We start from the raw sequence: 23619 nt of genomic DNA, 5'->3' as shown, positions 1-23619 counted from the left end.
GGAGATATGATAACGCAGAACGTGCGGAAAGCACGACGGATTGTTGACCTCCTGTTCAGGCCACGCTGCGTTGCCTGTTGCGCAGAGCCGGAACGATTTCGACTGCAAGGATCGCGGCAAAGATCAGACCGCAGCCGGCGAGACCGAGCGCCGGCAACCGTTCTCCGAGAAAGATCGCACCGAAAAGTGCGGCGAAGACTGCTTCCGTGGAGAGGAAAATCGCAGCTTGCGGGGCTGTGGTGTAGCGTTGGCCGATGACCTGCAATGTGAAGGCAATGCCGCCGGAGAAAATGCCGGCGTAGAGGATTTCGGGCAGGGCGGTGCGAATGGCGGACAGGTCGACCGGCTCAACAAGGCCCGCAATGGCGAGGGCTATGACAGCGGTGATACCGAATTGGCTGACGGATAGCGTGACAGGCCGGCCGGTATGACTAGCACTTCTTCCGATCATGATCACCTGAAGCGCCCAGAAGAGTGCGCAAAGGATGGTCAGCCAGTCGCCGGTGGTCAATGCCACGCTGCCTGCACCTGAGAGCAACCAGATGCCCGCAAGTGCAGACAAGGCTGCCGGCCAGACGACGAGGTGCGGCCATTGGCGGAACAGAAGAACGGCCAGAAACGGCACCATCACAACGTACAGGCCAGTGAGAAAGCCGGAATTGGTGACGCTGGTGGTCAGAAGCCCGACCTGTTGTGCCGCCATGCCTGCGAACAGAAGCAAACCAATAAGCAGGAAATTCCGCTTATCAGTGAAGGTCAACGACCTTGTGCTGCCTCGGGATTCCCATATTGCGAAGGGCAGCATGGAGAGGCAGGCGATGGCAAAGCGCAGACCGATGAACAGGAACGGGCCGATGGCATCCATCGCGGTCGACTGGGCGACGAAGCCCATGCCCCACATGGCGCCTGCAAGAAGCAATACAAAATTGGCCTGAACCCGTGTCATACGCCTGCCCGGAATGAGGAAATTGCGCATGTCTTACGGAGCCGCCGCCTGCCGCACAAGGGCCGCTCCACATGTCTCCTATGGGCCAGCCTGGCGATGCATCACTCCGAACGGAAGATGCGGATGATCTCGCCCCGGCGCTTGTCTGTCAAAAGCCATATCGAGCCGTCAGGTGCGACATTGACATCCCGTATGCGCCCGAAGGCTCCCTTGAAAAGGCGCTCTTCACCGAGGATTTTGCCATTTTCGTCTCGATCAAGTCGGGCGACGAGGTGGTATTTCAGCGCCGCGACCAGAAAATCCCCCTGCCATTCGGGAAACATTTCGCCCTGATAGACCGCAGTGCCAGACGGTGCGATGGACGGATCCCAATAGAATTCGGGCTGTTCATATCCCGGCGCTTCGTTGCCGACGCCGATCTTCGTGCCGCTGTAGTTGACGCCGTAGGAAATGACCGGCCAGCCATAATTCTTTCCGGCTTCGGGGCGATTGACTTCGTCGCCGCCGCGGGCACCATGCTCAACCGTCCAGACCACGCGGGTTACAGGGTCAAAGACGGCACCTTGCGGGTTGCGATGCCCCATAGACCAGATTTCAGGCGCGGTGTCGGCGCTCCCGGCAAAAGGATTGTCCTTGGGAACGGTCCCGTCGGGGTTGATCCTGAGCACGGATCCGGCGTGGTCGGTGGGATCCTGTGCCCGATCGCCTTCTCCCCGGTCGCCAATGGTGAAGAACAGGGTACCGTCTGGATGGAGCACGATGCGCGAGCCGAAATGTTGTCCTGCTCCAGACTTGCGGTTCATGGAAAAAATCGTCGCGACATCTTCAAGGCGCGCATCTGAGCCGTTTCGTACAAGGTTGGCCCGGGCAATGGCTGTGCCGGCTCCGCCCTCGCCAGGCTCTGAAAAAGAGAGAAAAATCGTTCCTGTCTCGGCAAAATCCGGCGAAACGGCAACATCGAGCAATCCACCCTGGCCGACAACGGCGACCTCGGGCACGCCCGCGATTGGGGCAGAGAGAGAGCCGTTGGAGAAAAGGCGCAACTGGCCCGGGCGTTCCGTGACGAGCGCGCTTCCATCGGGCAGAAAATCAAGCCCCCAGGGATTGGAGAGACCACGGACAAGGGTTTCGGCCTCGACCGTCACTGCCTGGGTGGTGAAGGTTTTGGCGGCGGCGGCGCCCGGGCAGGCAAGGAGACCGGCGGCGAGGGCGGTTCGAAGAATCTGGTCTTGCATCAGCGGGTCTCCCATTGTCTCTTTCATCTTGAGATAGGTTATGAGGGCTGTCGAACAAGGCGAGACAACGGGGCGCAACAAGAGGGGAAGAACGGACGCGCAAAAATTTGCGTGAAAATCGTCACCGGCTTGTTATATTGGGAGAGGTCATACGAAACGGTTCCGTAGGCAGACGCTTTCGGACCGTTTCTTTTTATGTCTGCACCGGCGGCAGGACGACGCTTCGCGTAAGGCGTGTGGGGTCTTCCTGCCTTCATGTCTGGAAGGTGAATGAAATGAACAAGGTCCCTATGACGCTTGCCGGAGCCGCGGCGTTGAAGGAAGAGCTGCGTTGGCGCCAGCAGGAAGAGCGGCCACGCATCATTGAGGCGATCGCGGAGGCGCGCGCCCATGGCGACCTTTCGGAGAATGCGGAGTATCACGCTGCCAAGGAGGCCCAGAGCCTCAACGAAGGCCGCATTGGCGAACTCGAAGATCTGATCGCGCGCGCCGAGGTCATCGACGTCACAAAGCTTTCCGGCGATACGATCAAATTCGGCGCCACGGTGATGCTGGTCGATGAAGACACGGAAGAAGAGAAGACCTATCAGATCGTCGGCGATCAGGAAGCCGATGTGAAGGCGGGCCGTATCTCCATTTCCTCGCCCATCGCGCGGGCACTGATCGGCAAGGCGGTGGGCGATTCCATCGAGGTCAACGCACCAGGCGGCGCGCGCGGCTATGAAGTGGTGGAAATCCGCTACGGCTGACCATCATGTCCGGTAAAACGCCCGAAAGCGGCCTGCGGCGCCGCGTCCGTGATGTGGACGTGGTGGCCCCCAACTTCAAGAAGCGGCTTTCGGGTGTCACCAGCACCATCGTGCAGCTTGTTCCAGAACAGTCGAAGACGCTTGCGATTGCGACGTTGGGGCCGGGACTGCCCGACACGCTGCCCAAATTGCGCTGGTGGCAGGTGCCAGGGCTTCTGCGAAAGCCGGCGAACCGACCCTTTCGGATATGGCATGCGCGGCGCAATCCGGAGATGCTGGCTGGGGTGGTGTTGCGGGACGTGTTTCGTGCGCCGCTGAAACTCGTTTTCACCTCCGCTTCGCAGCGCGAGCACACGCGCTGGACCCAGTTTCTGATCCGTCGCATGGACCGGGTCGTGGCCACCAGCAGGAAATCTGCGGGTTACCTCAAGGTTGAAAGCCGTGTGATCATGCATGGGATCGACACGCACCGTTTTTCGCCAGCGCTGAGCCCAGAGGCCGGGGCGGTCGCGGTGGGTTTGCCGGATGAAAAACGGTATGTCGGGTGTTTTGGTCGCGTACGGCACCAAAAAGGAACCGACCTCTTTGTGGATGCGATGATCGCGCTTTTGCCGGATCGTCCCGGCTGGTCTGCGATCATCGCCGGTCAGGCGACCGGGCCGCATATTGGTTTTGAGCGGGAGCTGAGGGAGCGCGTTCGCGCAGCCGGGCTCGCAGACCGAGTGCATTTTGTGGGCACGCGTCCGCAAATTCCAGCCTGGTATCAGGCACTTTCACTGTTTATGGCGCCGCAGCGCTGGGAAGGTTTTGGACTGACCCCGCTTGAGGCTATGGCCTCAGGAGTTCCGGTTGTCGCCACGGATGTGGGGGCTTTTTCGGAGCAACTGGAGGGCAGCGGGGCAGGTATTCTGGTGCCGGTTGACGATCTTGATGCGATGATTGCCGCTGCGGCGTGCTACATGGATGATGAAAAGCGGCGCAGTGTGGCGGCAAGCGCGGCGCTTCAGCATGCGCGCTCGCGTTTTCCGCTGGAGGGTGAAGCGAATGCGCTCAATGCCCTCTACGAAGACCTTTGGCATGAGGCCAGTACGTGAAGATCGAAGGATTCATCGTTCACCTGAAGCGCGCTACAGCGCGTCGTTCACAGGTGGAGCATCTGTTGGCGACGTTGCCTGTCGCAAGCCATGTGGTGGACGCCGTCGATGGTCAGGAACTCGGCGACGAGGAGATCGGGCGGCACTATGTGAAGGGACTGCATCAGCCGGTTTATCCCTTCGTGCTGAAGCAATCCGAGATCGCCTGTTTTCTGTCTCACCGCAAGGTGTGGCGCATGATCGTGGAGCGTGGGCTCGATGCGGGGCTTATCATCGAGGACGATGTGGCTCTCCAAATGCCGCTTTTCCGAAGGTGTCTCGCGCTTGCCAAACGGGGCTGCACGGGAAAGGCATATGTGCAGTTTCGCATCAGCCCTGTTCGGGGCAGGGTGCGGGAGGTGGCAGGGGGGGACGATGTTCGCCTCGTGGCGCCGGAGGTTTCGCAACTCGGCACGGTGGCACAGCTTGTGACACGCGAGGCAGCTGAGCATCTGCTTGTCCTGAGTGAGCGTTTCGACCGGCCGGTCGACACGTTTCTGCAAATGCGCTGGGTGACAGGGATCGCACCCTATTGCGTGGTGCCCTCGGGGATCAGTGATCAATCAGCCCAGATCGGAGGCAGCACGGTCAGTGTGTCGGGCAAGGTGAAGCGCAGCGCAGGCGAACGACTTTGCAGAGAATGGAAGCGTTTCGTTTATCGCAGCGAGGTGCGAAAATATTCTCGTTCCTGGCAGGCGCCCGAGGTGAAGCGGTGATGAAGACGCTGGTCATCAATCTGGAACGTGAAACGGCCCGGCTTGCGCATATGCGCAAGGTGTTTGGTGAACAGGGGCTCGACTTTACGGTGGTGAAGGCGGTCGATGCCAAGCTTCTTTCACCGGAGGACCTGAAGGCCGGGCGCACTGGAAAACCTCGATTTTACGAGTTGGGCGCAGGTGAAATAGCCTGTTTTCTCTCTCATCGGAAATGCTGGGAGATCGCGGCTCAGAGTGAAGATGCCTACACGATCATCTGTGAGGATGACATTTTCCTTGGGGAGAACGCATCGGCCATTTTTGGTGATGCAAGCTGGATACCCGCGGACGCAGGGGTTGTGCGACTGGAGGCGTGTCGGCCGAAGACGCTGATCGCCAAGGCGGCAGTTTCCACGGTGGCCGGTCGTAAGGTGCATCCTTTGCGCTTGGCACATGCTGGCTCGGGTGCATATGTCGTTTCCCGAGATGCCGCCGTCAGGCTGCTTCGTGAAACCACCGAGTTTTGCGACCCGCTCGATCAGTTCCTTTATAGTTCTGAAGAGCCGGCAACCGGTGCTCTGGAAAAATACCAGATGGTTCCCGCGCCTGCTATCCAGGAAGTATTTCTTCGAAAAGATAAATTGCTCGGAAGTTCATTGCTGGATGAACGTTACTCGGTCCAATCTACCGGGAAGCCGAGAGGTGTTGGGAAAAAGATCCTTCGTGAGATTGGACGCTCCAGGAAGAAAATCGCACGCTTTTTTGCCAACGTCTGGACTTATATAACCACCGAGAACATGTGGGTTCGTGTGCACTTCAAATAGTGGCAAGCGCCGCGCTGCTCACCTTTCTTAGATGCCGAAACGATGCATGAGTTCCGCAAGAGGAGAACCCTTTGGCGGTCGGGTGCCTTTCAAGCCGGCACTTCTGAGAACTTCATTCCACAGGTGAATGGTTCTGGTCTTCTCCGTGCAAATTTCTGCGAGGCTTTTTCGGCTATCGTAGAGCAGAGGGGCGTCCTTGAAGTGCAGTGGGTAGAAGACCTCTTCTGGCTCTGCCAGATCAAAAACACCGTGTTTCTTCGCGAGATAAGTAATAGCCTTTGGGCCAAATGTTCCCCAGGGAAGGGTTGCGGGTTCGATCTTCTTCCCGAGGAACCAAGATTTCAAGCGAAGGCGATTGGCGTCACGACCGCGCGTCCACGGCGGGATCGCATCCCGGTTAAAGAAAGAAAGGACCTCTTCAATAACTGGGTGATCCGGTTTTGCGTAGAGGAGGGCGCCATTGATGTAAGTGGCGCTTTCTCGTCCGAAAACGATGTCTTTTTCAAAGCTCACTGGTCTGAGGCAGATCATGTCCAAATCCGCCCATGCACCACGCTCCTCTTTTTGCAGTAGGAAACGAAAGTAGTCAGATGCGAGCGCGTAGGACCCCGTTTTTCTATGGCGTAGCCGATCGACTTCCAAACGGGAAAGTATTTTATTAGCGTCCAGATTTTGCACGCCTGGTGGGGTGTTTTTTATCTCTTCGAATGAATAGAGATTAACATCGTGTCCGGCGTCGACAAAGCTCTTTGCGGACAGAACCTCTATCTCGCCAAGGTTTCCTCCGATCCAAAGAGTGTTGATTTTCATCTAAGTGCTTTTTCTACTCTTGATTTCAGGCTTGTTGAAATCTGGTTTTTGAATTTTTCGCTAACTTTGTTTTTTGTGAATATCTTTTTCTCTCGGAAGCCGAATAACTCTCGAAGGCCGTTCTCAAATGCTTGGGTCGTTGGGGCGCCGAATTCGTTGATGATGTTGGTTCGCCCGTCTGGCTTCTTGGGCATATAGAGCGTCGGAATACCCATTGCCATGCAGGGCATGGCTGCATGTATGCGGGACGTGACAACCAGACTGGCTTTGTCTCTGTACAAGGCGAGGAGGTCTTTCGCGAATGCCCGTTGAACAGGCGAAGAGACCGGGGCCACTTCATGTTGGATGGCAAGTTTGCTTTTCCAGCGTTTTACTCGGTGTGCGGGTTTGGGAGCATCTACGAGAACAACAAGCTCTTCCTCGGGCTCCTGTGTGCGGGTCGGGAAAGTGAGCGTTGTACAGTAAGAAAGATACGCCTCCACACCCCAACTTTGAATGATTTCCAAAGTGCTCTGATCGCGGCAACCGATCGGAGCGTGTTTTTTGAAGTAATCTAAATGTTTCCGGTAGTATTCTGCCGCCCCAGGGGTGATGTGGAATCCGTGAAAGATCGGAGTGATCTTTTCGCTGGGCGGCCATGCCTGAGGGCGGTGGCTGAACCATCCATTCATGACAAGCAGACACTCATCGCCGTCATAAGTGTTTAGAGAATCACGATCCAGATAGAAATCGACTTTGGGTAGATGCTGTTCGACCGCCAGTGTCTGAATCCAATCGCCGATATTGGCAAGAATCCCGGTGGGATATTGAAATGACAGGGCGGCGATCTTCATTGGAGTGTCCCAGCGGCTTTCGGAAATCACTGACGAAACGTGCTGCACCAGCGCTCTAATCGATCGCCACCAGGCCTTCGTCCTTCACCTGGCGGATGGTGAGTGCGGTGCGGACCGTGTCTACATTGGGCGCGGAGGTCAGCTCTTCAATGACAAAGGTCTGGAAGGTGGTCAGATCCGTTGCCACGCAATGCAGCATGAAATCGGAATCGCCGGAGACCATCCAGGCGCGGCGTACGATGGGCCATTTCAGCGTTCGCTGAGCGAAAGTCTTCAGCTCGGTCTCCGACTGATAGTGAAGGCCGATCAGGCAGAAGGCGACCACATCATAGCCAAGTGCCGGGGAATTGAGCAGGGCACGGTAGCCCTTGATGATGCCGCCTTCCTCCAGCCGCTTGACACGCCGGAGGCAGGGTGGGGCGGAAATGCCGACGCGGCGCGAAAGCTCGACATTGGTCATCTTGCCATCGGCCTGAAGCTCGCGCAGAATTTTCCAGTCGATTGCGTCAAGATCGGCCTGTAGCGGCATAGTGTTTCCCATTTCTGCTCTAAACACGCGAGAATCTTTCATGCGCGCAGACCGAAATTAGGGCAAGCGTCCTGCCAAGCCAAGCAATGCATTCACCGGCAAGGTGGACTATCCACCGTGTTTGGAGCTCTCGCGAACGCGCAAATGCGGGGCAGCGGCATTCGGTAGCTGTTGGAAACCTGTTCCTCGCCTTGCACTTTGCGGTGGTGAATACTTAGATCATGTCACCGGATTGTTTTGGATGGTGGCCCAGGGGTGATGCCCGGAGGTCTGCTGTCCGGTTCGCGTTTTCTGCCCGCTGGTGGTTCCAACGCGCTTACAAGTCAAGAATGCCCGATGGGGTGGGAACATGCCCGCGGTGCTTTTAGGAAGAAAGGATTTCATCCATGTCACGTCGTCACGCGCCCGTCCTTATCATCGGCTCGGGTCCGGCCGGATACACGGCGGCGATCTATGCGGCGCGCGCCATGCTGAAGCCTCTTCTTGTGGCTGGTCTGGAACAGGGCGGACAGCTCATGATCACCACCGATGTGGAGAACTATCCGGGCTTTGCCGATCCGATCCAGGGACCGTGGCTGATGGAGCAGATGCGCGGCCAGGCGGAGAATGTGGGTGCGGAGATCGCCAATGACCTCATCGTCGATGTCGACCTGTCGTCGCGCCCCTTTGTGCTCAAGGGCGATTCCGGCACGGAGTACAGCTGCGATGCGCTGATCATCGCCACCGGCGCCAAGGCGAAGTGGCTCGGCCTGCCTTCCGAGCAGACCTTTATGGGTTTTGGCGTCTCAGCCTGCGCGACCTGTGACGGGTTCTTTTATCGTGGCAAGGATGTTGCCGTTGTGGGCGGCGGCAACACGGCTGTGGAGGAGGCGCTTTACCTGTCGAATCTCGCAAAGTCGGTGACGCTCATCCATCGCCGCGACGAACTGCGTTCGGAACGCATTCTTCAGGAACGCCTGATGGCCAAGGAGAATGTAACGATCATGTGGGATACCGTGGTGGAAGAGATCACCGGGACGCCCGCAAAACCGCCCATGCCCGCATCTGCATCGGGCGTGCGCGTGAAGAACGTGCATTCGGGGGCGGTGTCCGACCTCGCCGTGGATGGTGTTTTCGTGGCGATCGGCCATGCACCCGCGGTCGAGTTATTTGAAGGCAAGCTCAAGCAGAAGCCCAATGGCTATCTGTGGACGCAGCCCGGCACCACGCAAACGGATGTTCCGGGGGTGTTTGCTGCAGGTGATGTGGCAGACGACATCTATCGCCAGGCCGTGACGGCAGCGGGGCTTGGCTGCATGGCGGCGCTGGAAGCAGAGAAGTATCTGGCAGCCATGGAGACAAAAAAAGAAGCTGCCGAATAGACGGGAACGACGCAGCGACAGGAACGGGCGGCAACGCCCATGACGGTACAAGCGCCTGACAGAGGAGAACGAGGCGTTGGACTGGGACAAGCTCAGGGTTTTTCACGCCGCCGCAGAGGCTGGCTCGTTTACGCACGCCGCTGAAACGCTGCATCTTTCGCAGTCGGCCATTTCACGCCAGGTGAGTGCGCTCGAACTGGAAGTGGGGGTGCCGCTTTTCCATCGGCACGCTCGCGGGCTGGTGCTGACGGAGCAGGGCGAGATGCTTTATCGCACCGCTCATGACGTGCTGATGCAGCTGGAAAGCGTGCGCGTGCGGCTGACCGAGGCGAAGGACCGTCCGTCCGGTCTGTTGAAGGTTTCCACCACGGTGGGGCTCGGCACGGGCTGGCTGACAGAAAGGTTGCCGGAGTTCATCGAGCTCTACCCGGACATAGAATTGCAACTCATTCTCGACAATGAGGAGCTCGACCTGACCATGCGGCAGGCTGATTGCGCGATTCGGATGCGCCAGCCGCAGCAGCCGGATCTGATCCAGCGCAAGCTGTTTACTGTGCATTTTCATCTCTTTGCGTCGCCTTCCTACGTGAACAAGCATGGAAAACCGTCGTCCATTGCCGATCTGGACAAACATCGGATCGTGACATTCGGCGAGGCGGTGCCGCCGCATCTCAGCGATATGAACTGGCTGGAAACAGCCGGCAGACCGGAAGGGCAGAAACGCCAGACAGCGCTGCAGATCAACAACATCCTGTCGATCAAGCTGGCGGTGCAGCGCGGGGCCGGCATCGCCATGCTGCCTGATTATGTGGTGGGCAAGAGCAATGATCTGGTGCAGCTTCTGCCGGAAACCGCCGTGCCGTCATTCGACACCTATTTTTGCTACCCGAACGTGATGAAAAATCAGGCAAAGCTTCACGCTTTCCGGGATTTCCTCATCTCAAAATCAAGGCATTGGGCATTTTGACGCAGTATTTCCCAAGAAATACGGGGCGTTATGCAAAATTGCATGGGTGAATTGCAAAAACATGTGGTTGTTATTTAGGCTGTCATTGCCCATATGAGAAGCACTCCCGGGGGCGTTCTCCTCCCATTTGCCCCCGCGAGTGTTCCCCTCTGGAGGTTTCGCCTATATGGCACTTCCAATGACTAAAGCCGGATCTCCGTGATCCGGCTCTTTTTTTATCTGCCAGAGCTTTATGTCATTCCAAGGCTATGGTGCTGAGCGGGTTGCTCTGGTGAAAGTCAGCGAAAGAGCGGTTCGTTTTCCAACCCAGTATAGAGGCTGGCGACCTCCTCAGCATAACCGTTGAAGAGCTGCGTCGGTATGCGCTCGCCCGTATGCAGTACCTGCTCCTCGGCCTGACTCCAGCGCGGGTGGGGCACGTCAGGATTCACATTTGCCCAGAAGCCGTATTCACTGGCTGCGATCTCCTCCCAAAAACTCACCGGCCTTTTTTCTGTGAAAGAGATGCGTCGGATGGATTTGATGGATTTGAAGCCGTACTTCCATGGCAGAGCCAGACGCAGAGGCGCGCCGAATTGCTTGGCCAAGGGTTTACCGTACGCGCCGGTGACGAGGAAGGCGAGGTCGTTCGAAGCCTCTTCGATGGTCACGCCTTCGACATAGGGCCAAGGATACCACACCTGCTTCTGGCCCCCGGCGACGGAGGGATCATTGAAGGTTTCAAAGCGGAGATAGCGCGCGGACGAAAGCGGCCTCGCCATCGCCAGAAGAGCTGAAAGCGGAAAGCCGGTCCACGGCACTGTCATAGACCAGGCTTCGACGCAACGATGCCGGTAGAGGCGCTCTTCTAGTGGCATACGCTTTATCAAATCCTCGAAGGCAATGGTGCCCGGCTTTTCCACCAGACCATCAATCTCGATGTCCCAGGGGTGAGTCGAGAGCGCCTGAGCCGCGCGCGCGATCTGCTTGTGCGATCCGAATTCGTAGAAATTGTTGTAGGTGCTGCTTACATTCTCCGGGGTGAGCGGGCGTTCGATCCGGTAGGCTTCGTTCCGCTCCGCTGGGTAAAGAGATGCGGTTCGCGACGCGGCGTCTTCGTCTGCCTGCGCTTTTGCCGGCCGGGACAGCAAGCCTGGACCCGCAATCGCCCCCAGACCAAGTGCCGCGAGCACCGCACGGCGATTGGCGAAAACGCATTCGGGCGTCGCCATGCTTTCAGCTAATGCCCAGCGCGGGCGGCGGAAGATCGTGGGCATAGCTTTCTCCGGCGAGTTCCTGATAGCATCACCTTTGGTAAAACCGCTGGCCAGCGGTTCAAAATCACGGTGCTTCACGATTGCGTGGCGGTCTTTCAGATTGATGCTCCCATCAAGCCGCCTTGCCCTGCGCGCTCATCGCCGCATCCGCCAAGCGCCCGGTCAGTTCAGCCATGTGATCAAACGTGGCGCGATAGCTGGCGACACCCGCCGTGGCGGAACGCAACTCGATGATCAGATCGTCTGTTTCGGACGCGGGGATCGTCGCCTCGACAATGTCCCAACCTGTCCAGCCGGGGCGTGCGTCGAAGCCAAGAATCTGCCCGCGCCGTTGTGACAGAATGGCGGTGATGCGGGCAGTGGCATCTGAGGGGGTGTAAACCTCGACCTTGAGGACGGGCTCGAGGAGAACAGATGAGCACTCGGCAAGTCCTTCCTTCATGGCAAGTCGCCCGGCAAGCTGGAACGCCATGTCTGAGGAGTCCACCGAATGGTAGGAACCGTCCGAGAGGTTGACGGCGAGATCTATGACCGGAAACCCGAGCGGACCGGATTTGAGATAGTCGCGAACGCCCGTTTCGACCGAGGGTATGTATTGCTTCGGAACGACGCCTCCGGTGATCGTGTCGGTGAACTCGAAACCGGAGCCGCGGGGCAGGGGGCGTATCTCGAGCACAACATCGCCGAACTGGCCGTGACCGCCCGATTGCTTCTTGTGCCGGCCGCGTTTCGTGGTGCTCTTGCGGATCGTTTCGCGATAGGCAACGCTCGGCACGGTGGTGTCCACAGGGATCTGGTATTTGCCTTCCAGGCGCTCGCGGGTGACGCGCAGATGCATTTCGCCCTGCCCGCACAGAACGGTTTCTCCGGTCTCCTGCCTCTGTTCAAGGCCGAGCGAGGGGTCTTCTTCCATGAGCTTCTGCAAGGCGATCGAGAGCTTTGCTTCGTCTTTGCGCTCGCTTGGATGTACCGCCACCGAATAAACAGGCTGAGGATTCTCCAGTGTGAGGAGCGGCGGCTGCGGTGTCTTGGCTGAGGTCAGCGTGTCCCCCGTCTTTACCCCCTCAAGCTTGCCCAGTGCCACTGTTTCGCCGGTCCCCGCATTCGTGACTTTGGATTGTTCTCGCCCGAGAAGCGTGTACAGGCCGGAAACCTTGTCGATAGTCTGGCTGCTGCGCAGTTCCATGCCATCGCTGACCGAGCCGGAAAGCACACGTGAGACGGACAGCTTGCCTCCATGCGGTGTGTGGATTGTTTTCAACACCTGGAGGACTGGCTCACCAGATGCGTCCAGACCTAGCCGCCTTCTTGTCGCTTCAACATCTGGCGCATCGTGGCGAATTGCCTTCAGAAGCCGCAATATCCCATTGCCTTTTTCTGCTGAGCCGATCAGCACCGGTGTTACGGCCCCATCGCGCAGATCGGCCGCCAGGTCGTCGAAAATCGCATCACGGGGTGGCTCTATCTCCTCGAGCAGTTGCTCCATCAACCTGTCATCGTGATCCGCCAACGTTTCAAGCATCGAGAACCGCGCTTCAACCTCGCGTGCCCTGTCATCGTCAGAGATGGGGGCGATCTCGCTACTTGCGTGTTCCCGGTAGATATAGGCGCGTTCCAGGGCCAGATCGATCGATCCGATAACGATGCCGTCCTTGCGCAAGGCAATCTGGCGCAGAAGCAGCGGGGTCTCGCTGGTTGGCTGCAACATCTTGAGCATATCGCGCACGCCCATGGTGGCATGCTCGATCTTGTTCAGGAAGATCATGCGCGGAATGCCGAGCTCGTCGAGCCGATGGAGGGCGAGCTGCAGGGCGGGGATTTTTTTCTCGTCGGGTTCGGTGACGACGATGGCGATGTCGGCTGCAGCGAGAACCGGATCCGCCTCAAAGGCAAATTCAACCGATCCGGGACAATCCACGAAAGTCATGCTTTCATCAAGGAAACTGGTGGTGGCGACACACGCCTCGACACTCATCTGATGGGCCTTGGCTTCAGCGGAGTGATCACCCACGGTTCCGGAGCCAGTGCTGGCCTGCTTGGTTATGGCGCCGGTGCGCTCCAGAATGGCTTCAAGCAATGTTGTCTTGCCACTCGCAAACGGACCGACAATGGCGATGCACTTCGGTCCGCGACTTCTCTCTCCCGAGCGTTTTCCCATGGTCGGCGGCCTCCTCACACGCGTTTACTTGCACACGTTTCATGAGCGGCGGCCGGCCTGTGCGGCCGTCGCGCGGTCGTAGCGCGTAGACGGTGATCCGGAGCATTCTCCGCCCTTGAAGAACCCGTTTGCGGCACTCACATGCCGGTGCGCCAACGTTTCCCGTAGAATATGGTCACACGGCTTTGGGTTTTGGGCAAGGGGTTCTCAAGCGCTCAACGCCAGGGTTTCGAGATGCTCACTCTTGTGCCGGACCATGGGAGCGGGCTGAGGGCGCCCGAGGAAATAGCCCTGGAACCGATTGCAGCCGGCAGCGCGTGCGAGCTCGAACTCCGTCTCGGTCTCGATTCCCTCAGCAACGATTGTTAGCCCTTGAATGCGCGCGATCTGCGTCAATGCCGAGACGAAGACCTGTGCGATACGATCATGTCCGAGGTTTCGGATGTAGCTGCGGTCGATCTTGATCGAGTCGATCGGCAACGTCTTGATATAGTTGAAGCCGCAATGGCCTGTTCCAAAGTCGTCAAGTGCGATGTGGAACCCCATTGCGCGCAACCGTTCGATACGGGCGATGATTTCGGGTGTAGCCGCCGTGGCGACGGTCTCGGTGATCTCGAGAACGAAACGGTTGGCCGCCATGCCGGTTTCTTGCAGAACGCGATCCAGCATGTGCACCAGGCCATCACGCTTGAGCTGTTCTCCCGAGACATTGATGCTGATGCGCTCACATGACAAACGGTCAAGATCCAGGCAGGCGCGGCGGAACACCCATTCGCCGACCATGTCGATCAGGTTCGATCTCTCGGCAACAGGGATGAATTCGGCCGGTGAGATCATGCCGCGCACAGGATGACGCCAGCGCACCAGACCCTCCAGGGCCGTGCAGTTGCGCTCGGCATCGGTCAGCGGCTGATAGTGAAGTTCGAGCTCGTTCAGATAGATTGCGGCGCGCAATTCGCGCTCCATAAAGCGACGCTGGCGCTTCTCCGAGAGCATGTCGGGATCAAACACGGTTATACGCCCCCGTCCGGCTCCCTTGCTTTCATACAGCGCGAGATCCGCGAGCAACGGAAGCTCTTTCGGGCTGCTGGCATGTTCGGGTGCTATGGCAATGCCGATCGAGGCGCCAAGCGGTATCTGATGTCCTTCGCACACGCGCCCCTGCTGAAGCATTGAAAGCAATTTTTCGGCCCGGGAGCGGCAACGATCGAGGTCATTTCCGTACATGAGGATGGCGAATTCGTCCCCGCCCAACCGACCGATCGTGCAATCGGGGAAACAGTGTTTCGCGCAGGCAACCAGATGGGCGAGCGCCTGGTCGCCAAACTGGTGACCGAATCCGTCATTGAGCTGTTTGAAATGATCGAGGTCGACGAGCAGCAGCATGATGCGGCGCGGCTTTGAAAGCGTGCCGATGCTGGCGCTGAGTTCATCGAGGAAACGCCCGCGGGTGAGCGCGCCCGTGAGAAGATCATTTTCAGTAAGCCGTGTCCGCTCGGCTTCAATGCGTACGGCATCCTTGAGTTGGTCGGTCACGGTGCGTTTCAGGTATTCAAGCAAACCCAGGCCGGTCGCGCTGAGTACGAAACAGGTGAGCAACAGCCAATTCGGCACGCCACTTTCGCGTGGCACGATGAAATAGGCCACGGCGACGAGTGCCGTTGCTGTAATCAGAAGCGCTTGAACGCCTATGTAAACACGCGCGCCATTGCGGCGAACGGTGGAGAGGATGCTCATGCCCCTGGTGTCTCCCCGAATCCCTTGGAAAACGAGAGAACAATGAGAAGCTTAAAGAGTGCGTTAAGACTATTGCGCCGCAGAAGATTATTTTGCGGCGCAATAGTCCGGCTGTCGTTCGGACAGCTACTTGAGTGATGCCGTGAAGCGCTGGATGCGGTTGCAGGCTTCTTCGAGGAGCGCCTCGGACGTGGCGTAGGAGATACGGAAATTGGGTCCGAGACCGAAGGCCGACCCGTGCACAACCGCAACACCTTCCGCTTCCAGAAGCTCCGATACGAAGTCCTCGTCAGTGTTGATGGTTTTGCCGGACGGTGCCGTTTTGCCGATCAGTTCCGCACAGGACGGATAAACATAGAATGCGCCTTCGGGGACAGGGCAATTGATGCCCTTAGCCTGATTGAGCATCGACACCACGAGATCGCGGCGGCCCTGGAAGATCGCCTTGTTCCTGGCCACAAAATCTTGCGGACCATTCAAAGCCTCCACGGCGGCCCATTGAGCGATGCTGCAGGCACCCGAAGTCTGCTGACCCTGGATCATATCCATGGCCTTGATCAGCTCGATGGGACCTGCCGCGTATCCGATGCGCCAGCCCGTCATGGCGTAAGCCTTGGAAACCCCGTTCATTGTCAGGGTGCGCTCATAGAGCTTCGGCTCCACCTCGGCGATGGTGTGGAACTTGAAATCGCCATAGGTCAGGTGCTCATACATGTCATCCGTCAACACCCAGACGTTGGGGTGGGCGAGAAGAACTTCGGCAAGAGCTTTGAGCTCTTCAGCCGTATAGGCCGCCCCTGAAGGATTGGACGGCGAGTTCATGATCAGCCATTTGGTCTTAGGCGTAATCGCCTTTTCCAATGCCTCGGCGGTGAGCTTGAAGCCGTTCTCGATGCTGGTTTCAGCAGCTACCGGCGTGCCGCCGCAAATGGACACCATTTCGGGATAGCTCACCCAGTAAGGGCTCGGGATGACCACTTCGTCGCCGGCGTTGAGCGTCGCCATCATTGCATTGAACAGAACCTGCTTGCCGCCGGTAGCGACAATGGTCTGCTTCCAGTCGTAATCAAGGTTGTTCTCGCGCTTGAACTTGGCGGCAATCGCCTCACGCAGCGGCTGGATGCCGGAAACGGGTGTGTATTTCGTCTCGCCTCGGTTGATGGCCTCAATCGCTGCTTTCTTCACATTCTCCGGCGTGTCGAAATCCGGCTCGCCTGCACCAAGACCGATCACGTCACGGCCCTGGGATTTGAGTTCGCGCGCTTTCTGGGAAACCGCGATGGTTGCGGAGGGTTTTACGCGTGAAAGGGCATCGGCAAGGAAAGCCATAATGGAGGACTCCGGTTCCTGTGAGAATTACGCTGCACATCAGCGTGAACCTTCATGTCCGATCGTGCGCAGAATCGCAAGCGGCCAGCCAATTTGCGGCATTAAACCAGTCGTTAACGGCGAATAAAGGCGTTGGGTGGCATTTTGCGCACCATGAAAGAGACGTCTCAAGGAAGCGCAGCATGCCGCGCAGCATAGGCCTCGGCCACATCGCCCGCCAGGACGACGGGATCGCTGTGGGTATCTGGGGCGGCTATACATTGAAATCGGCCTTTCAACCGATCTTCTCCTTTCGTGAAGGCCGTCTCCTGGTCAGCGCGTATGAAGGCCTCATTCGCCCCTTTCGAGATGAAAAGCCTGTGGGCCCGGGCATCTTCTTTTCCAGTATTCCCGACATTGACCGGTTTCAGGTCGAAACGCTGGCTAGAACCCTGCACCTGTTGAATGCAGGTGTCAGTCTCGGCGAAACGGCTTCGCTTTTTGTCAACTTCGACCCGTCGCATTTTGTGGATGCCGCGTCCGCGGCGAGCGCGTTGCGCGACGTGCAGGGGGTGCTGAGGGAGGCAAATATCTCGGCTGAGCGTGTCGTCTGTGAAATTACCGAGCAGGAGACGGGGTCTGACGAGACACTCATCAGATTTGTGCAGGCGCTCAAAGGGTATGGACACCGGGTTGCGGTTGATGACTACGGAGCCGACAGTTCTGATCTGAAGCGGATTGAGGCTCTGGGGCCGGATATAGTCAAGTTCGATGGCGCCTGGACCGGTCGCCTTCTTTCCTCAGGACCTGGTGTTGCAATGCTGACCGATATGGTGCGGGCATTCGCGCAGAAGGGGATACGAACCGTTTTCGAAGGCATTGAAACCGGTGATCAGCTTGAATTGGCCGAAAGTTGCGGCGTCTCCATGGTGCAGGGGTTTGCGCTCGCCCGTCCGCAATTGGCACCCGGCGCTTTTGCCGAATTTGAGGCGGCACGCGAGAGCGAGCGACGACGGGTGCTGGCGGACACTGTAGAGCATCTTGAGCGAGGCAAGGTCGAAACGGCCAAACGCGACGTTTCCTCCAATCGGAGCGGACGCACCTTCGGGCGCCGTGGAACCTGAAAACATGAGCAGGCAGCGAAGCGTCGAGCCGGTCGCGGCCTCGATCCTGGTCGATGAGATCGGTCTGGAAACGGGGGTCTATGGCCGGTACCGGCTACGTAGCCTCTATCAGCCCCTCTTCCGCATTGCATCAGATATGCTGATACCCGAGGCGCTGGAGGCCTCAGTGTTGCCCATGCTCAAATCTCTGCCGGTGGACAGGGATGGCTTTCTTGCCTCGGTCGACCCTGCCGCGCAAGCTGATGTTCTGTCGCTCTGCAATCTCATGCATATCGGAAATCATCATCATGCCAGGCATGACAGTCTTTCCCTCCACGTGCCCTTCAGGCGGTCGATGCTCTGCGGACAAACGGCGCTGGAGCATCTTGCTCTTACCTTCGCGCGACTTGCGGAGACCGGTTTTCCTCCCAAATCCCTGGTGTGCAGTGTTCAAAATCCCGAACCCTGTGACCTGGAAGCCGTCGAGCGCTCGCTGGCGGTTCTGAACGCAGCTGGCGTGGGGGTGGCGATGGAGGGGTTCGGCTTGCATACGGAAACGGCTGAACTGTTGGAGCGTCTCCAGCCGCGCATTGTGAGCGTCGATGGCTCCTGGTTTCGACGCATTGCCGATGAACGTGCTGCATTGCGGCTCATGCGTCAGGTAATAAAAAGCCTCAAGCGCCGAGGTGCAAAAGTGCTGGTAAAAGGTCTCGAGAGCCCGGCTCATCTCCTGGCGGCACTATCCGTCGGTGCCGACCTGGTTCAGGGCGATCTGCTCGCCAGAGCTGAAGAAGCGGGGTGTGTGGCGGATGTGAGACCGCTGGATATCGGGCGTATATTCCGCGATCCGGAGACGGTCGTGGTTTCGCTCAAATGAAGCTCGGAGTGATTTGATCCAGCGTGGCTGGCCATGTTGTCAAAGGTCAGGGCCCGATACTGTCAGGCCCTGACCCTATCTTTAGTGTGCGGAATTGCTGTTTGCTGCCGTAACCGGCTCCTGGCTTTCGCCATAGGCGGCAGTCGCGGAGCGGAGATCGGTTCTGTTTTGGGTGTCATTTTGAAGCAGAGCGATATGCGCTGCGGCTTCCGGCTTGGAAATGCGCTGGAGCATTGATGCGAATTGCTCATGCTTTTGCACTTCAAGCGCTGCGCGCCTGGCCCAAGCCTCGATCGAGACGACGTCTGTCGGTTCCTCGGACACCATGGTCATCGACGAAAGCCGGTACTCGTCATTTATCGCTGTCGTCTTATTGGGAGCGCCGGGCGATGAGCCAGTTGCAGGGCCCGGCGGGTTCGAGTTGCCGTTCGAGCCTGTCGGCTGATCTTCGTTCGGTTCGGGTTGGGTTGCCTCGTTAGGCGGCGAAGCCGGCTCCTGTGGCTCAGGCCGGTTTGCCGGCGGTCTGACCCTGTCGAACAGAGGCAGTTTGTACAAGTTTCCGATCAGCACGATGCGTCCTCTCCTGATTAAAATTTGTGCAATTGGTTGTAGTTGAGTTTCAATTGCTACCAGAGAGGGATTTTAAATCGGTGTTCGAGACCGGAAAAATTCGAGGTAAATTTTGTGAAAACCGTATCGACTTGTATTAGGCCGCAGCCCTGTCGCTGGTGCCGGGCGCTTCTTGTTTTGAGGGGCTTTTGGACGATTTGCGCTCCTGCATTTTCTTGCGCATCACACGCAAAACTGCATTTAGAAGATCAATATCGATATAGAACTGCTTCGAAAGTTCGGGCGCTATCTGATCCATCTCTACGCCTTGTGCGATAAGGCGCTTGACCTGGGCAATCATCGCTGATGGCTCAGTGAGACGGTTTTTTATGCCGCTGTCGGCAGATGGAAGCATGGAATTCCCGCCGGTTGAAAATCACGGACGCAACGAACTCACGCTGAACAGAAATACCGCCGATAAATCGACCGATTGACGGCGAGATTGTGGCTGTCCCCGTTAATCACCGGCAGCCTACGAATCGACACTATTATGCGCCCGCTACGCTTGAGTGCAAGATATAGGGTTCAACCGGGGCTAGAAGGCAAATGTGCCCTGTGCGTCGATGGCATCGGGTGAGCGCGCGTTTTCCAGTGCAAGCATTTTTTGCTTTGTCGTGATGCCGCCATGGGCGGAAAAGCCGCCTATCTTGCCGCCCGCGGCAAGGACACGATGGCAGGGGATGATCAACGGGATGGGATTTTGGCCCATTGCCGCGCCGGTCTCCCGGGTTGCTTTCGGGAACCCCACGCTCTCGCAGAGAGCACCGTAAGTCGTCGTTTCCCCATAGGAGAGATGTCTCATGGCCGTGTAAAGGGTCCGATGAAACGGGCTGATGCCGGAAAGATCGAGAGGAACCTTCGAGAAGTCCTCCTGATTGCCGTTGAAATAGCTTTGGGCGGCCCCGATCAGATTTGCCATGGCGCCTGCCGCTTGTGTGGCTTTGCAATCAGGAAACCGCCGTTTCAGCAAGCGCTCGACCGCTTTTGCGTCCGGTGCAGGAAGAATGAAACGAGCAAGCCCGGACGCACTCCAGCCTGCACCGCAGAAGCCGAAAGCCGTTTCGAAAACCTGATAACCACTGGATGACATGGGAGCCTGATCACGCTGCTATCCAGCTTGCTTCTAACATGGAAACATTATGGTACGAAGAGTGAACAGTGACTGTCCTGACATGAGATTGCCACGCTTTGGTTTGCACGATAGAAGGCGCGCGGGTGGGGATGATCTGATCAAAGGAATGCGCCTTGCCGTTGTTTTCCCGTCTTTTGGCCGCCGGTCTCGTACTTGCCCTGCCTTCCCTGGCCGGTTGCGCAACGACTGGGAGCGATGGTCAAGCCAAAGTCGAGGCAGCTGAAAATCCTGCCGATGCGGCAGTGATTGCCAACAGCCTGGTCGCGGAACAGGACGCCGCGATTTCGGATGAGGATGTCAGCCCGGATGCATTTGCGGGGCAGCGTCCGCCGTCCGCCGCGCTCACGGCACTGGAAGCCGGGGCAGGCGTAAAGCCGGTGGCGCCGCGTAGCGCTGAACTCGATGCGCTGATCGCTCGCTATGCGACCATCTATGAGGTGCCTGAGCGGCTTGTGCGCCGGGTGGTCAAGCGGGAGAGCAATTTCGATCCCTCGGCACGCAACCGCATCTACTGGGGGCTTATGCAGATCCGGCACGATACGGCACAGACCATGGGATATCGCGGCCCCGCATCTGGTCTTCTCGATGCAGAGACCAATCTCAAATACGCCGTCAAATATCTGCGTGGCGCCTACATCACTGCCGATCGAAACGAAGATCGCGCGGTGCGCTTCTATGCCAGCGGTTATTATTACGACGCCAAGCGCAAAGGCTTGCTCAAGGAAACCGGGCTGCGGAATTGAGGCGCTGGCTTCGGCGGGAGCTGTCAGCAGGCTTTGACGCAGTGCGATAAACCCGTTCTGAACGATCTTCTATTGGTGTATGTCTTCTCCCTGCCGGATGCTGCTCGGCGGCTCCTGCTTGCAGTCATGGGAATGCGCTTGAACCGGCCGCCTCGGAGGATTGCAGATGAACGACATGAAGCCGGTGGGTGCCAATGAAGCTGCACCTGTCTTGCCATCCCTTGCAATTTCCGTGCGCGGGCTGACCAAGCGTTACGGGACCGTTCCCGCGCTGGACGGTATCGATCTGGATGTTCCGCGAGGCATGATTTTTGGCATTCTCGGGCCAAACGGTGCGGGAAAGACCACGTTGATCCGATTGCTTGCAACGCTTGCACGCCCCGACGGGGGCACTGCTTCGGTCATGGGGCACGATCTTGTTTCAAGCCCCCAAGCCGTAAGGGGTCTTATTGCGTTGACGGGCCAGTTTGCCTCCCTCGATGAAGATCTGACGGGGCGTGAAAACCTCATCATGCTCGCGCGCCTGTGGGGCTTTTCAGCCAACGCAGCCAAGGAAAGGGCAGATGAGCTGCTTGCGGCTTTCGAGCTTTCGGACGCCTCCAGAAAGCAGGTGAAGTCCTATTCTGGCGGGATGCGCAGACGGCTCGACATTGCAGCATCGCTGATCGTGACGCCGGGCGTCCTGTTCCTTGACGAGCCGACCACCGGTCTCGACCCCAAAGCCCGGCAGGGCGTCTGGAAGATGATCCGCTCACTGGCTCAATCGGGTGTGACAATTCTTTTGACCACCCAGTATCTCGAAGAAGCGGATCAGTTGGCCGCGCGTATCGCGGTGATCGACCGTGGCCGCAAGATCGCTGAGGGAACGAGCCGGGAACTCAAATCGGCCATTGGTTCGGGGTTCCTGCATGTCGCTCTTGGTGATCATGCGCGGTTGGGCGAAGCGGAAGCCATTTTGGAGCAGGCTCTGGGAGCGCCCGTTCAACGCAGTGCCGAAGGCGCACAGCTTTCTGTGGTTGCAGGATCGACCAGAGCCGCAAACGAGGCGCTGGGGCTGTTGATTTCAGCAGGAATAGAGCTCTCCGATTTCTCGATGGGCTCTCCCAGTCTCGATGAGGTGTTTTTCGCTCTCACCGGGCAACCGATGGATGAAGAAGCGGGGGGAGAGACGTCATGAGTTCCGTAGAGACCGGCCCGGCGCTGCTATCCCACGCGGCTCGACCGCCCCGACCGTCAGCACTTGCCAATGCGCTGACCTTTGGTTGGCGGGCGGTGTTGAAATTCAAGCATGTGCCGGAGCAATTGTTTGACCTGATCATGACACCGCTCATGTTCACGCTGCTGTTCACCTTTGTCTTCGGTGGCGCCTTGGCGGGGTCGACGAGCGACTATCTACAGTTCTTCCTCCCCGGCATTCTTGTGCAGACCGTGGTGTTCAACTCGGTTTATTCCGGGATGGGGCTTTCAACGGATCTGTCAAAGGGATTGTTCGACCGTTTCCGCTCGTTGCCGATATGGTCTCTTTCGCCCTTTGCAGGGCTGATGGTCGGAGATGTTCTGCGCCACACGATTGCGGGGTCGATCATCCTCTCCGTCGGGCTGGCCTTGGGCTATCGCCCGGAAGCGGGGATGGTGGGGGTTCTATTCTCATTTTTGCTTCTGATTGTCATTGGCTTCGGTGTCGGCTGGATTTTCATAGTGCTCGGCCTGCTCATCCGTACACCCATGACCGTTATGACGATCGGTTTCACCTTTATTTTTCCGCTTGTATTCGCCTCCAACATCATGGTGCGTCCCGAGACGATGCCGGGATGGCTCGAAGCAATTGTGGTGCGGAACCCGGTGACGCACATGGCGACGGCCCTGAGAGGGCTGATGAGCGGAACGGCCACAGCAGGCGATGTGGTGCTTGCTTTGACGGCGCCGGTGCTTTTGACGATCGTTCTGTCACCTCTCGTTTTGTGGCTTTATCGGCGCAATTAGCGAGTGTGTTCCGGATCGCAGAAAAAGAGCGCGCCCCCGTTGGGAGGGCGCGCTCGGAGTTGAGCAAATGAGCCTCGTTCTCTTCCCGGTATGGGACAAGGTCGAATCCTTTGTCCTGATACTGGAAGAGGAGGCAGTCGATGCCCTCAGCGCAACCGCTGAAGTGCCTCAGGTGCCCCGGCAACTCATAATACGAGCCTTTCGGGTACGCCGTCCGCCGGCCGTCGACCTCAATTAAAAACGTGCCCTGCACAACCACGGTCCGGATGGACTGGCTGTGATAATGATACGGGTTGTCCTTCCCGGCGGGGTACAGAACGAAGGCCTCATAAGGGGCCTCTCCTGCGAGGTCGCCGCGAACATTGGCATATTTGATGCCACCCGAATCCGGGATCTCGATCCACTCGAGTTCCGATGCGGGGAAGGATACGATCCTTTCCTTGAGCGATGCGGGGCCCGAGCAGGCGACAATCACGGCTGTCACTGCCGCAAGCGGCAGGGCAATTCTCAAAAAGAACTTCATCGCAAAAAATCCCAGGTGCTCGAAAATGCGCACAGGGCCTTAAAATATTTGGCCCCGATATCTTGCTCCAATGGCGGGAAAAGCGCCGATATTCCAATTTTACCAATG

General features: G+C 58.0%; 24 protein-coding genes and 1 pseudogene. 12 read left to right on the top strand and 13 right to left on the bottom strand.

The window, feature by feature from the left end; all coding sequences use genetic code 11:
- Window positions 1-55: 55 nt before the first annotated feature.
- Window positions 56-946, bottom strand: a complete 891-nt coding sequence (locus AC2CHD_RS05215) for a DMT family transporter (RefSeq protein ID WP_484552816.1) — start codon at window positions 944-946, stop codon at window positions 56-58.
- Window positions 947-1047: 101 nt separating this feature from the next.
- Window positions 1048-2181, bottom strand: a complete 1134-nt coding sequence (locus AC2CHD_RS05210) for a PQQ-dependent sugar dehydrogenase (protein WP_484552815.1) — start codon at window positions 2179-2181, stop codon at window positions 1048-1050.
- Window positions 2182-2456: 275 nt separating this feature from the next.
- Between AC2CHD_RS05210 and greA the strand changes: the two genes are divergently transcribed.
- The 4 genes from greA to AC2CHD_RS05190 are packed head-to-tail and all read left to right on the top strand — an operon-like array spanning window position 2457 to window position 5582.
- Window positions 2457-2930 carry a transcription elongation factor GreA gene (gene greA / locus AC2CHD_RS05205; RefSeq protein ID WP_229448749.1) on the top strand — a complete coding sequence of 158 codons (474 nt, stop codon included), beginning with the start codon at window positions 2457-2459 and terminating at the stop codon, window positions 2928-2930.
- Window positions 2931-2935: 5 nt separating this feature from the next.
- On the top strand, window positions 2936-4024 hold the full coding sequence (locus AC2CHD_RS05200) for a glycosyltransferase family 4 protein (RefSeq protein ID WP_484552814.1): 1089 nt from the start codon (window positions 2936-2938) through the stop codon (window positions 4022-4024).
- Window positions 4021-4779 (top strand): glycosyltransferase family 25 protein, encoded by a 759-nt coding sequence (locus AC2CHD_RS05195; RefSeq protein ID WP_484552813.1) that lies wholly within the window; start codon window positions 4021-4023, stop codon window positions 4777-4779. Before AC2CHD_RS05200 ends, AC2CHD_RS05195 begins: the two co-directional genes overlap by 4 nt.
- Window positions 4779-5582: a glycosyltransferase family 25 protein gene (locus AC2CHD_RS05190; RefSeq protein ID WP_229448753.1), complete on the top strand. Its 804-nt coding sequence runs from the start codon at window positions 4779-4781 to the stop codon at window positions 5580-5582. Before AC2CHD_RS05195 ends, AC2CHD_RS05190 begins: the two co-directional genes overlap by 1 nt.
- 27 nt (window positions 5583-5609) lie before the next feature.
- On the opposite strand, the gene AC2CHD_RS05185 is transcribed toward AC2CHD_RS05190, so the two are convergent.
- The 3 genes from AC2CHD_RS05185 to AC2CHD_RS05175 are packed head-to-tail and all read right to left on the bottom strand — an operon-like array spanning window position 5610 to window position 7754.
- The gene (locus tag AC2CHD_RS05185) at window positions 5610-6392 is read right to left on the bottom strand and encodes a hypothetical protein (RefSeq protein ID WP_484552812.1); all 783 of its coding nucleotides are present in this window, start codon (window positions 6390-6392) and stop codon (window positions 5610-5612) included.
- The gene (locus tag AC2CHD_RS05180; RefSeq protein WP_484552811.1) at window positions 6389-7225 is read right to left on the bottom strand and encodes a polysaccharide pyruvyl transferase family protein; all 837 of its coding nucleotides are present in this window, start codon (window positions 7223-7225) and stop codon (window positions 6389-6391) included. The genes AC2CHD_RS05185 and AC2CHD_RS05180 overlap by 4 nt, the downstream gene beginning before the upstream one ends.
- A 55-nt stretch (window positions 7226-7280) precedes the next feature.
- Window positions 7281-7754: an Lrp/AsnC family transcriptional regulator gene (locus tag AC2CHD_RS05175; protein ID WP_229448756.1), complete on the bottom strand. Its 474-nt coding sequence runs from the start codon at window positions 7752-7754 to the stop codon at window positions 7281-7283.
- Window positions 7755-8140: 386 nt separating this feature from the next.
- On the opposite strand from AC2CHD_RS05175, the gene trxB reads away from it, so the two are divergent.
- Both trxB and AC2CHD_RS05165 read left to right on the top strand, forming a co-directional pair.
- A complete protein-coding gene (trxB, locus tag AC2CHD_RS05170; RefSeq protein ID WP_484552810.1) occupies window positions 8141-9115 on the top strand; it encodes a thioredoxin-disulfide reductase in 975 nt (324 codons plus the stop codon).
- A gap of 76 nt (window positions 9116-9191) precedes the next feature.
- A complete protein-coding gene (locus AC2CHD_RS05165; protein WP_223021186.1) occupies window positions 9192-10082 on the top strand; it encodes a LysR family transcriptional regulator in 891 nt (296 codons plus the stop codon).
- Window positions 10083-10360: 278 nt separating this feature from the next.
- Here the strand turns inward: AC2CHD_RS05165 and msrP are convergent, their stop codons facing one another.
- The 4 genes from msrP to AC2CHD_RS05145 form a co-directional block, all read right to left on the bottom strand.
- Entirely contained in the window at window positions 10361-11338 is a 978-nt protein-coding gene (gene msrP / locus AC2CHD_RS05160; protein WP_484553223.1) for a protein-methionine-sulfoxide reductase catalytic subunit MsrP, read from the bottom strand.
- Between the two features lie 112 nt (window positions 11339-11450).
- Complete coding sequence (locus AC2CHD_RS05155) at window positions 11451-13496, bottom strand: elongation factor G (RefSeq protein WP_484552809.1); 2046 nt, start codon at window positions 13494-13496, stop codon at window positions 11451-11453.
- Window positions 13497-13703: 207 nt separating this feature from the next.
- A complete protein-coding gene (locus tag AC2CHD_RS05150; RefSeq protein WP_484552808.1) occupies window positions 13704-15233 on the bottom strand; it encodes a putative bifunctional diguanylate cyclase/phosphodiesterase in 1530 nt (509 codons plus the stop codon).
- A gap of 126 nt (window positions 15234-15359) precedes the next feature.
- A complete protein-coding gene (locus tag AC2CHD_RS05145) occupies window positions 15360-16562 on the bottom strand; it encodes a pyridoxal phosphate-dependent aminotransferase (protein ID WP_229448760.1) in 1203 nt (400 codons plus the stop codon).
- 182 nt (window positions 16563-16744) lie between these two features.
- On the opposite strand from AC2CHD_RS05145, the gene AC2CHD_RS05140 reads away from it, so the two are divergent.
- Together AC2CHD_RS05140 and AC2CHD_RS05135 are read left to right on the top strand one after the other, a co-directional pair.
- Entirely contained in the window at window positions 16745-17665 is a 921-nt protein-coding gene (locus tag AC2CHD_RS05140; protein WP_229448762.1) for an EAL domain-containing protein, read from the top strand.
- A gap of 4 nt (window positions 17666-17669) precedes the next feature.
- Window positions 17670-18521, top strand: coding sequence for an EAL domain-containing protein (locus AC2CHD_RS05135; RefSeq protein WP_484552807.1), 852 nt, complete (start codon window positions 17670-17672; stop codon window positions 18519-18521).
- A gap of 81 nt (window positions 18522-18602) precedes the next feature.
- Here AC2CHD_RS05135 and AC2CHD_RS05130 read toward each other — a convergent pair whose 3' ends face one another.
- From AC2CHD_RS05130 to AC2CHD_RS05120, 3 genes are all read right to left on the bottom strand, one after another.
- Window positions 18603-19091 carry a hypothetical protein gene (locus AC2CHD_RS05130; protein WP_484552806.1) on the bottom strand — a complete coding sequence of 163 codons (489 nt, stop codon included), beginning with the start codon at window positions 19089-19091 and terminating at the stop codon, window positions 18603-18605.
- Between the two features lie 136 nt (window positions 19092-19227).
- Window positions 19228-19485, bottom strand: coding sequence for a hypothetical protein (locus AC2CHD_RS05125; protein ID WP_484552805.1), 258 nt, complete (start codon window positions 19483-19485; stop codon window positions 19228-19230).
- Between the two features lie 180 nt (window positions 19486-19665).
- The gene (locus AC2CHD_RS05120; RefSeq protein ID WP_484552804.1) at window positions 19666-20220 is read right to left on the bottom strand and encodes a methylated-DNA--[protein]-cysteine S-methyltransferase; all 555 of its coding nucleotides are present in this window, start codon (window positions 20218-20220) and stop codon (window positions 19666-19668) included.
- Between the two features lie 155 nt (window positions 20221-20375).
- Between AC2CHD_RS05120 and AC2CHD_RS05115 the strand changes: the two genes are divergently transcribed.
- From AC2CHD_RS05115 to AC2CHD_RS05100, 4 genes are all read left to right on the top strand, one after another.
- A complete protein-coding gene (locus AC2CHD_RS05115; protein ID WP_484552803.1) occupies window positions 20376-21005 on the top strand; it encodes a transglycosylase SLT domain-containing protein in 630 nt (209 codons plus the stop codon).
- A 166-nt stretch (window positions 21006-21171) separates the two neighbouring features.
- Window positions 21172-22182, top strand: a complete 1011-nt coding sequence (locus AC2CHD_RS05110) for an ATP-binding cassette domain-containing protein (RefSeq protein WP_229448768.1) — start codon at window positions 21172-21174, stop codon at window positions 22180-22182.
- Window positions 22179-22988 (top strand): ABC transporter permease, encoded by an 810-nt coding sequence (locus tag AC2CHD_RS05105; RefSeq protein ID WP_484552802.1) that lies wholly within the window; start codon window positions 22179-22181, stop codon window positions 22986-22988. Before AC2CHD_RS05110 ends, AC2CHD_RS05105 begins: the two co-directional genes overlap by 4 nt.
- A gap of 67 nt (window positions 22989-23055) precedes the next feature.
- Window positions 23056-23226 (top strand): hypothetical protein, encoded by a 171-nt coding sequence (locus AC2CHD_RS05100; protein WP_484553246.1) that lies wholly within the window; start codon window positions 23056-23058, stop codon window positions 23224-23226.
- Here AC2CHD_RS05100 and AC2CHD_RS05095 read toward each other — a convergent pair.
- Window positions 23206-23511, bottom strand: a pseudogene (locus tag AC2CHD_RS05095) (cupin domain-containing protein); the annotation flags it as partial. The gene AC2CHD_RS05100 and the pseudogene AC2CHD_RS05095 sit on opposite strands and share 21 nt — an antisense overlap.
- Window positions 23512-23619 lie beyond the last annotated feature (108 nt).

This window comes from Nitratireductor sp. ATLC21, assembly GCF_057196525.1.
Note: the sequence above shows the minus strand (reverse complement) of the source record. Positions and strands in the feature narration are given on the sequence as shown.

What these genes read in the sequence shown, in the direction of transcription:
- AC2CHD_RS05215 (WP_484552816.1), bottom strand. Translation starts at nt 946, where the DNA reads ATGACACGGGTTCAGGCCAATTTTGTATTGCTTCTTGCAGGCGCCATG.
- AC2CHD_RS05210 (WP_484552815.1), bottom strand. Translation starts at nt 2,181, where the DNA reads ATGCAAGACCAGATTCTTCGAACCGCCCTCGCCGCCGGTCTCCTTGCC.
- greA (WP_229448749.1), top strand. Translation starts at nt 2,457, where the DNA reads ATGAACAAGGTCCCTATGACGCTTGCCGGAGCCGCGGCGTTGAAGGAA.
- AC2CHD_RS05200 (WP_484552814.1), top strand. Translation starts at nt 2,936, where the DNA reads ATGTCCGGTAAAACGCCCGAAAGCGGCCTGCGGCGCCGCGTCCGTGAT.
- AC2CHD_RS05190 (WP_229448753.1), top strand. Translation starts at nt 4,779, where the DNA reads ATGAAGACGCTGGTCATCAATCTGGAACGTGAAACGGCCCGGCTTGCG.
- AC2CHD_RS05185 (WP_484552812.1), bottom strand. Translation starts at nt 6,392, where the DNA reads ATGAAAATCAACACTCTTTGGATCGGAGGAAACCTTGGCGAGATAGAG.
- AC2CHD_RS05180 (WP_484552811.1), bottom strand. Translation starts at nt 7,225, where the DNA reads ATGAAGATCGCCGCCCTGTCATTTCAATATCCCACCGGGATTCTTGCC.
- AC2CHD_RS05175 (WP_229448756.1), bottom strand. Translation starts at nt 7,754, where the DNA reads ATGCCGCTACAGGCCGATCTTGACGCAATCGACTGGAAAATTCTGCGC.
- trxB (WP_484552810.1), top strand. Translation starts at nt 8,141, where the DNA reads ATGTCACGTCGTCACGCGCCCGTCCTTATCATCGGCTCGGGTCCGGCC.
- msrP (WP_484553223.1), bottom strand. Translation starts at nt 11,338, where the DNA reads ATGCCCACGATCTTCCGCCGCCCGCGCTGGGCATTAGCTGAAAGCATG.
- AC2CHD_RS05155 (WP_484552809.1), bottom strand. Translation starts at nt 13,496, where the DNA reads ATGGGAAAACGCTCGGGAGAGAGAAGTCGCGGACCGAAGTGCATCGCC.
- AC2CHD_RS05150 (WP_484552808.1), bottom strand. Translation starts at nt 15,233, where the DNA reads ATGAGCATCCTCTCCACCGTTCGCCGCAATGGCGCGCGTGTTTACATA.
- AC2CHD_RS05145 (WP_229448760.1), bottom strand. Translation starts at nt 16,562, where the DNA reads ATGGCTTTCCTTGCCGATGCCCTTTCACGCGTAAAACCCTCCGCAACC.
- AC2CHD_RS05140 (WP_229448762.1), top strand. Translation starts at nt 16,745, where the DNA reads ATGCCGCGCAGCATAGGCCTCGGCCACATCGCCCGCCAGGACGACGGG.
- AC2CHD_RS05135 (WP_484552807.1), top strand. Translation starts at nt 17,670, where the DNA reads ATGAGCAGGCAGCGAAGCGTCGAGCCGGTCGCGGCCTCGATCCTGGTC.
- AC2CHD_RS05125 (WP_484552805.1), bottom strand. Translation starts at nt 19,485, where the DNA reads ATGCTTCCATCTGCCGACAGCGGCATAAAAAACCGTCTCACTGAGCCA.
- AC2CHD_RS05120 (WP_484552804.1), bottom strand. Translation starts at nt 20,220, where the DNA reads ATGTCATCCAGTGGTTATCAGGTTTTCGAAACGGCTTTCGGCTTCTGC.
- AC2CHD_RS05110 (WP_229448768.1), top strand. Translation starts at nt 21,172, where the DNA reads ATGAACGACATGAAGCCGGTGGGTGCCAATGAAGCTGCACCTGTCTTG.
- AC2CHD_RS05105 (WP_484552802.1), top strand. Translation starts at nt 22,179, where the DNA reads ATGAGTTCCGTAGAGACCGGCCCGGCGCTGCTATCCCACGCGGCTCGA.
- AC2CHD_RS05100 (WP_484553246.1), top strand. Translation starts at nt 23,056, where the DNA reads ATGAGCCTCGTTCTCTTCCCGGTATGGGACAAGGTCGAATCCTTTGTC.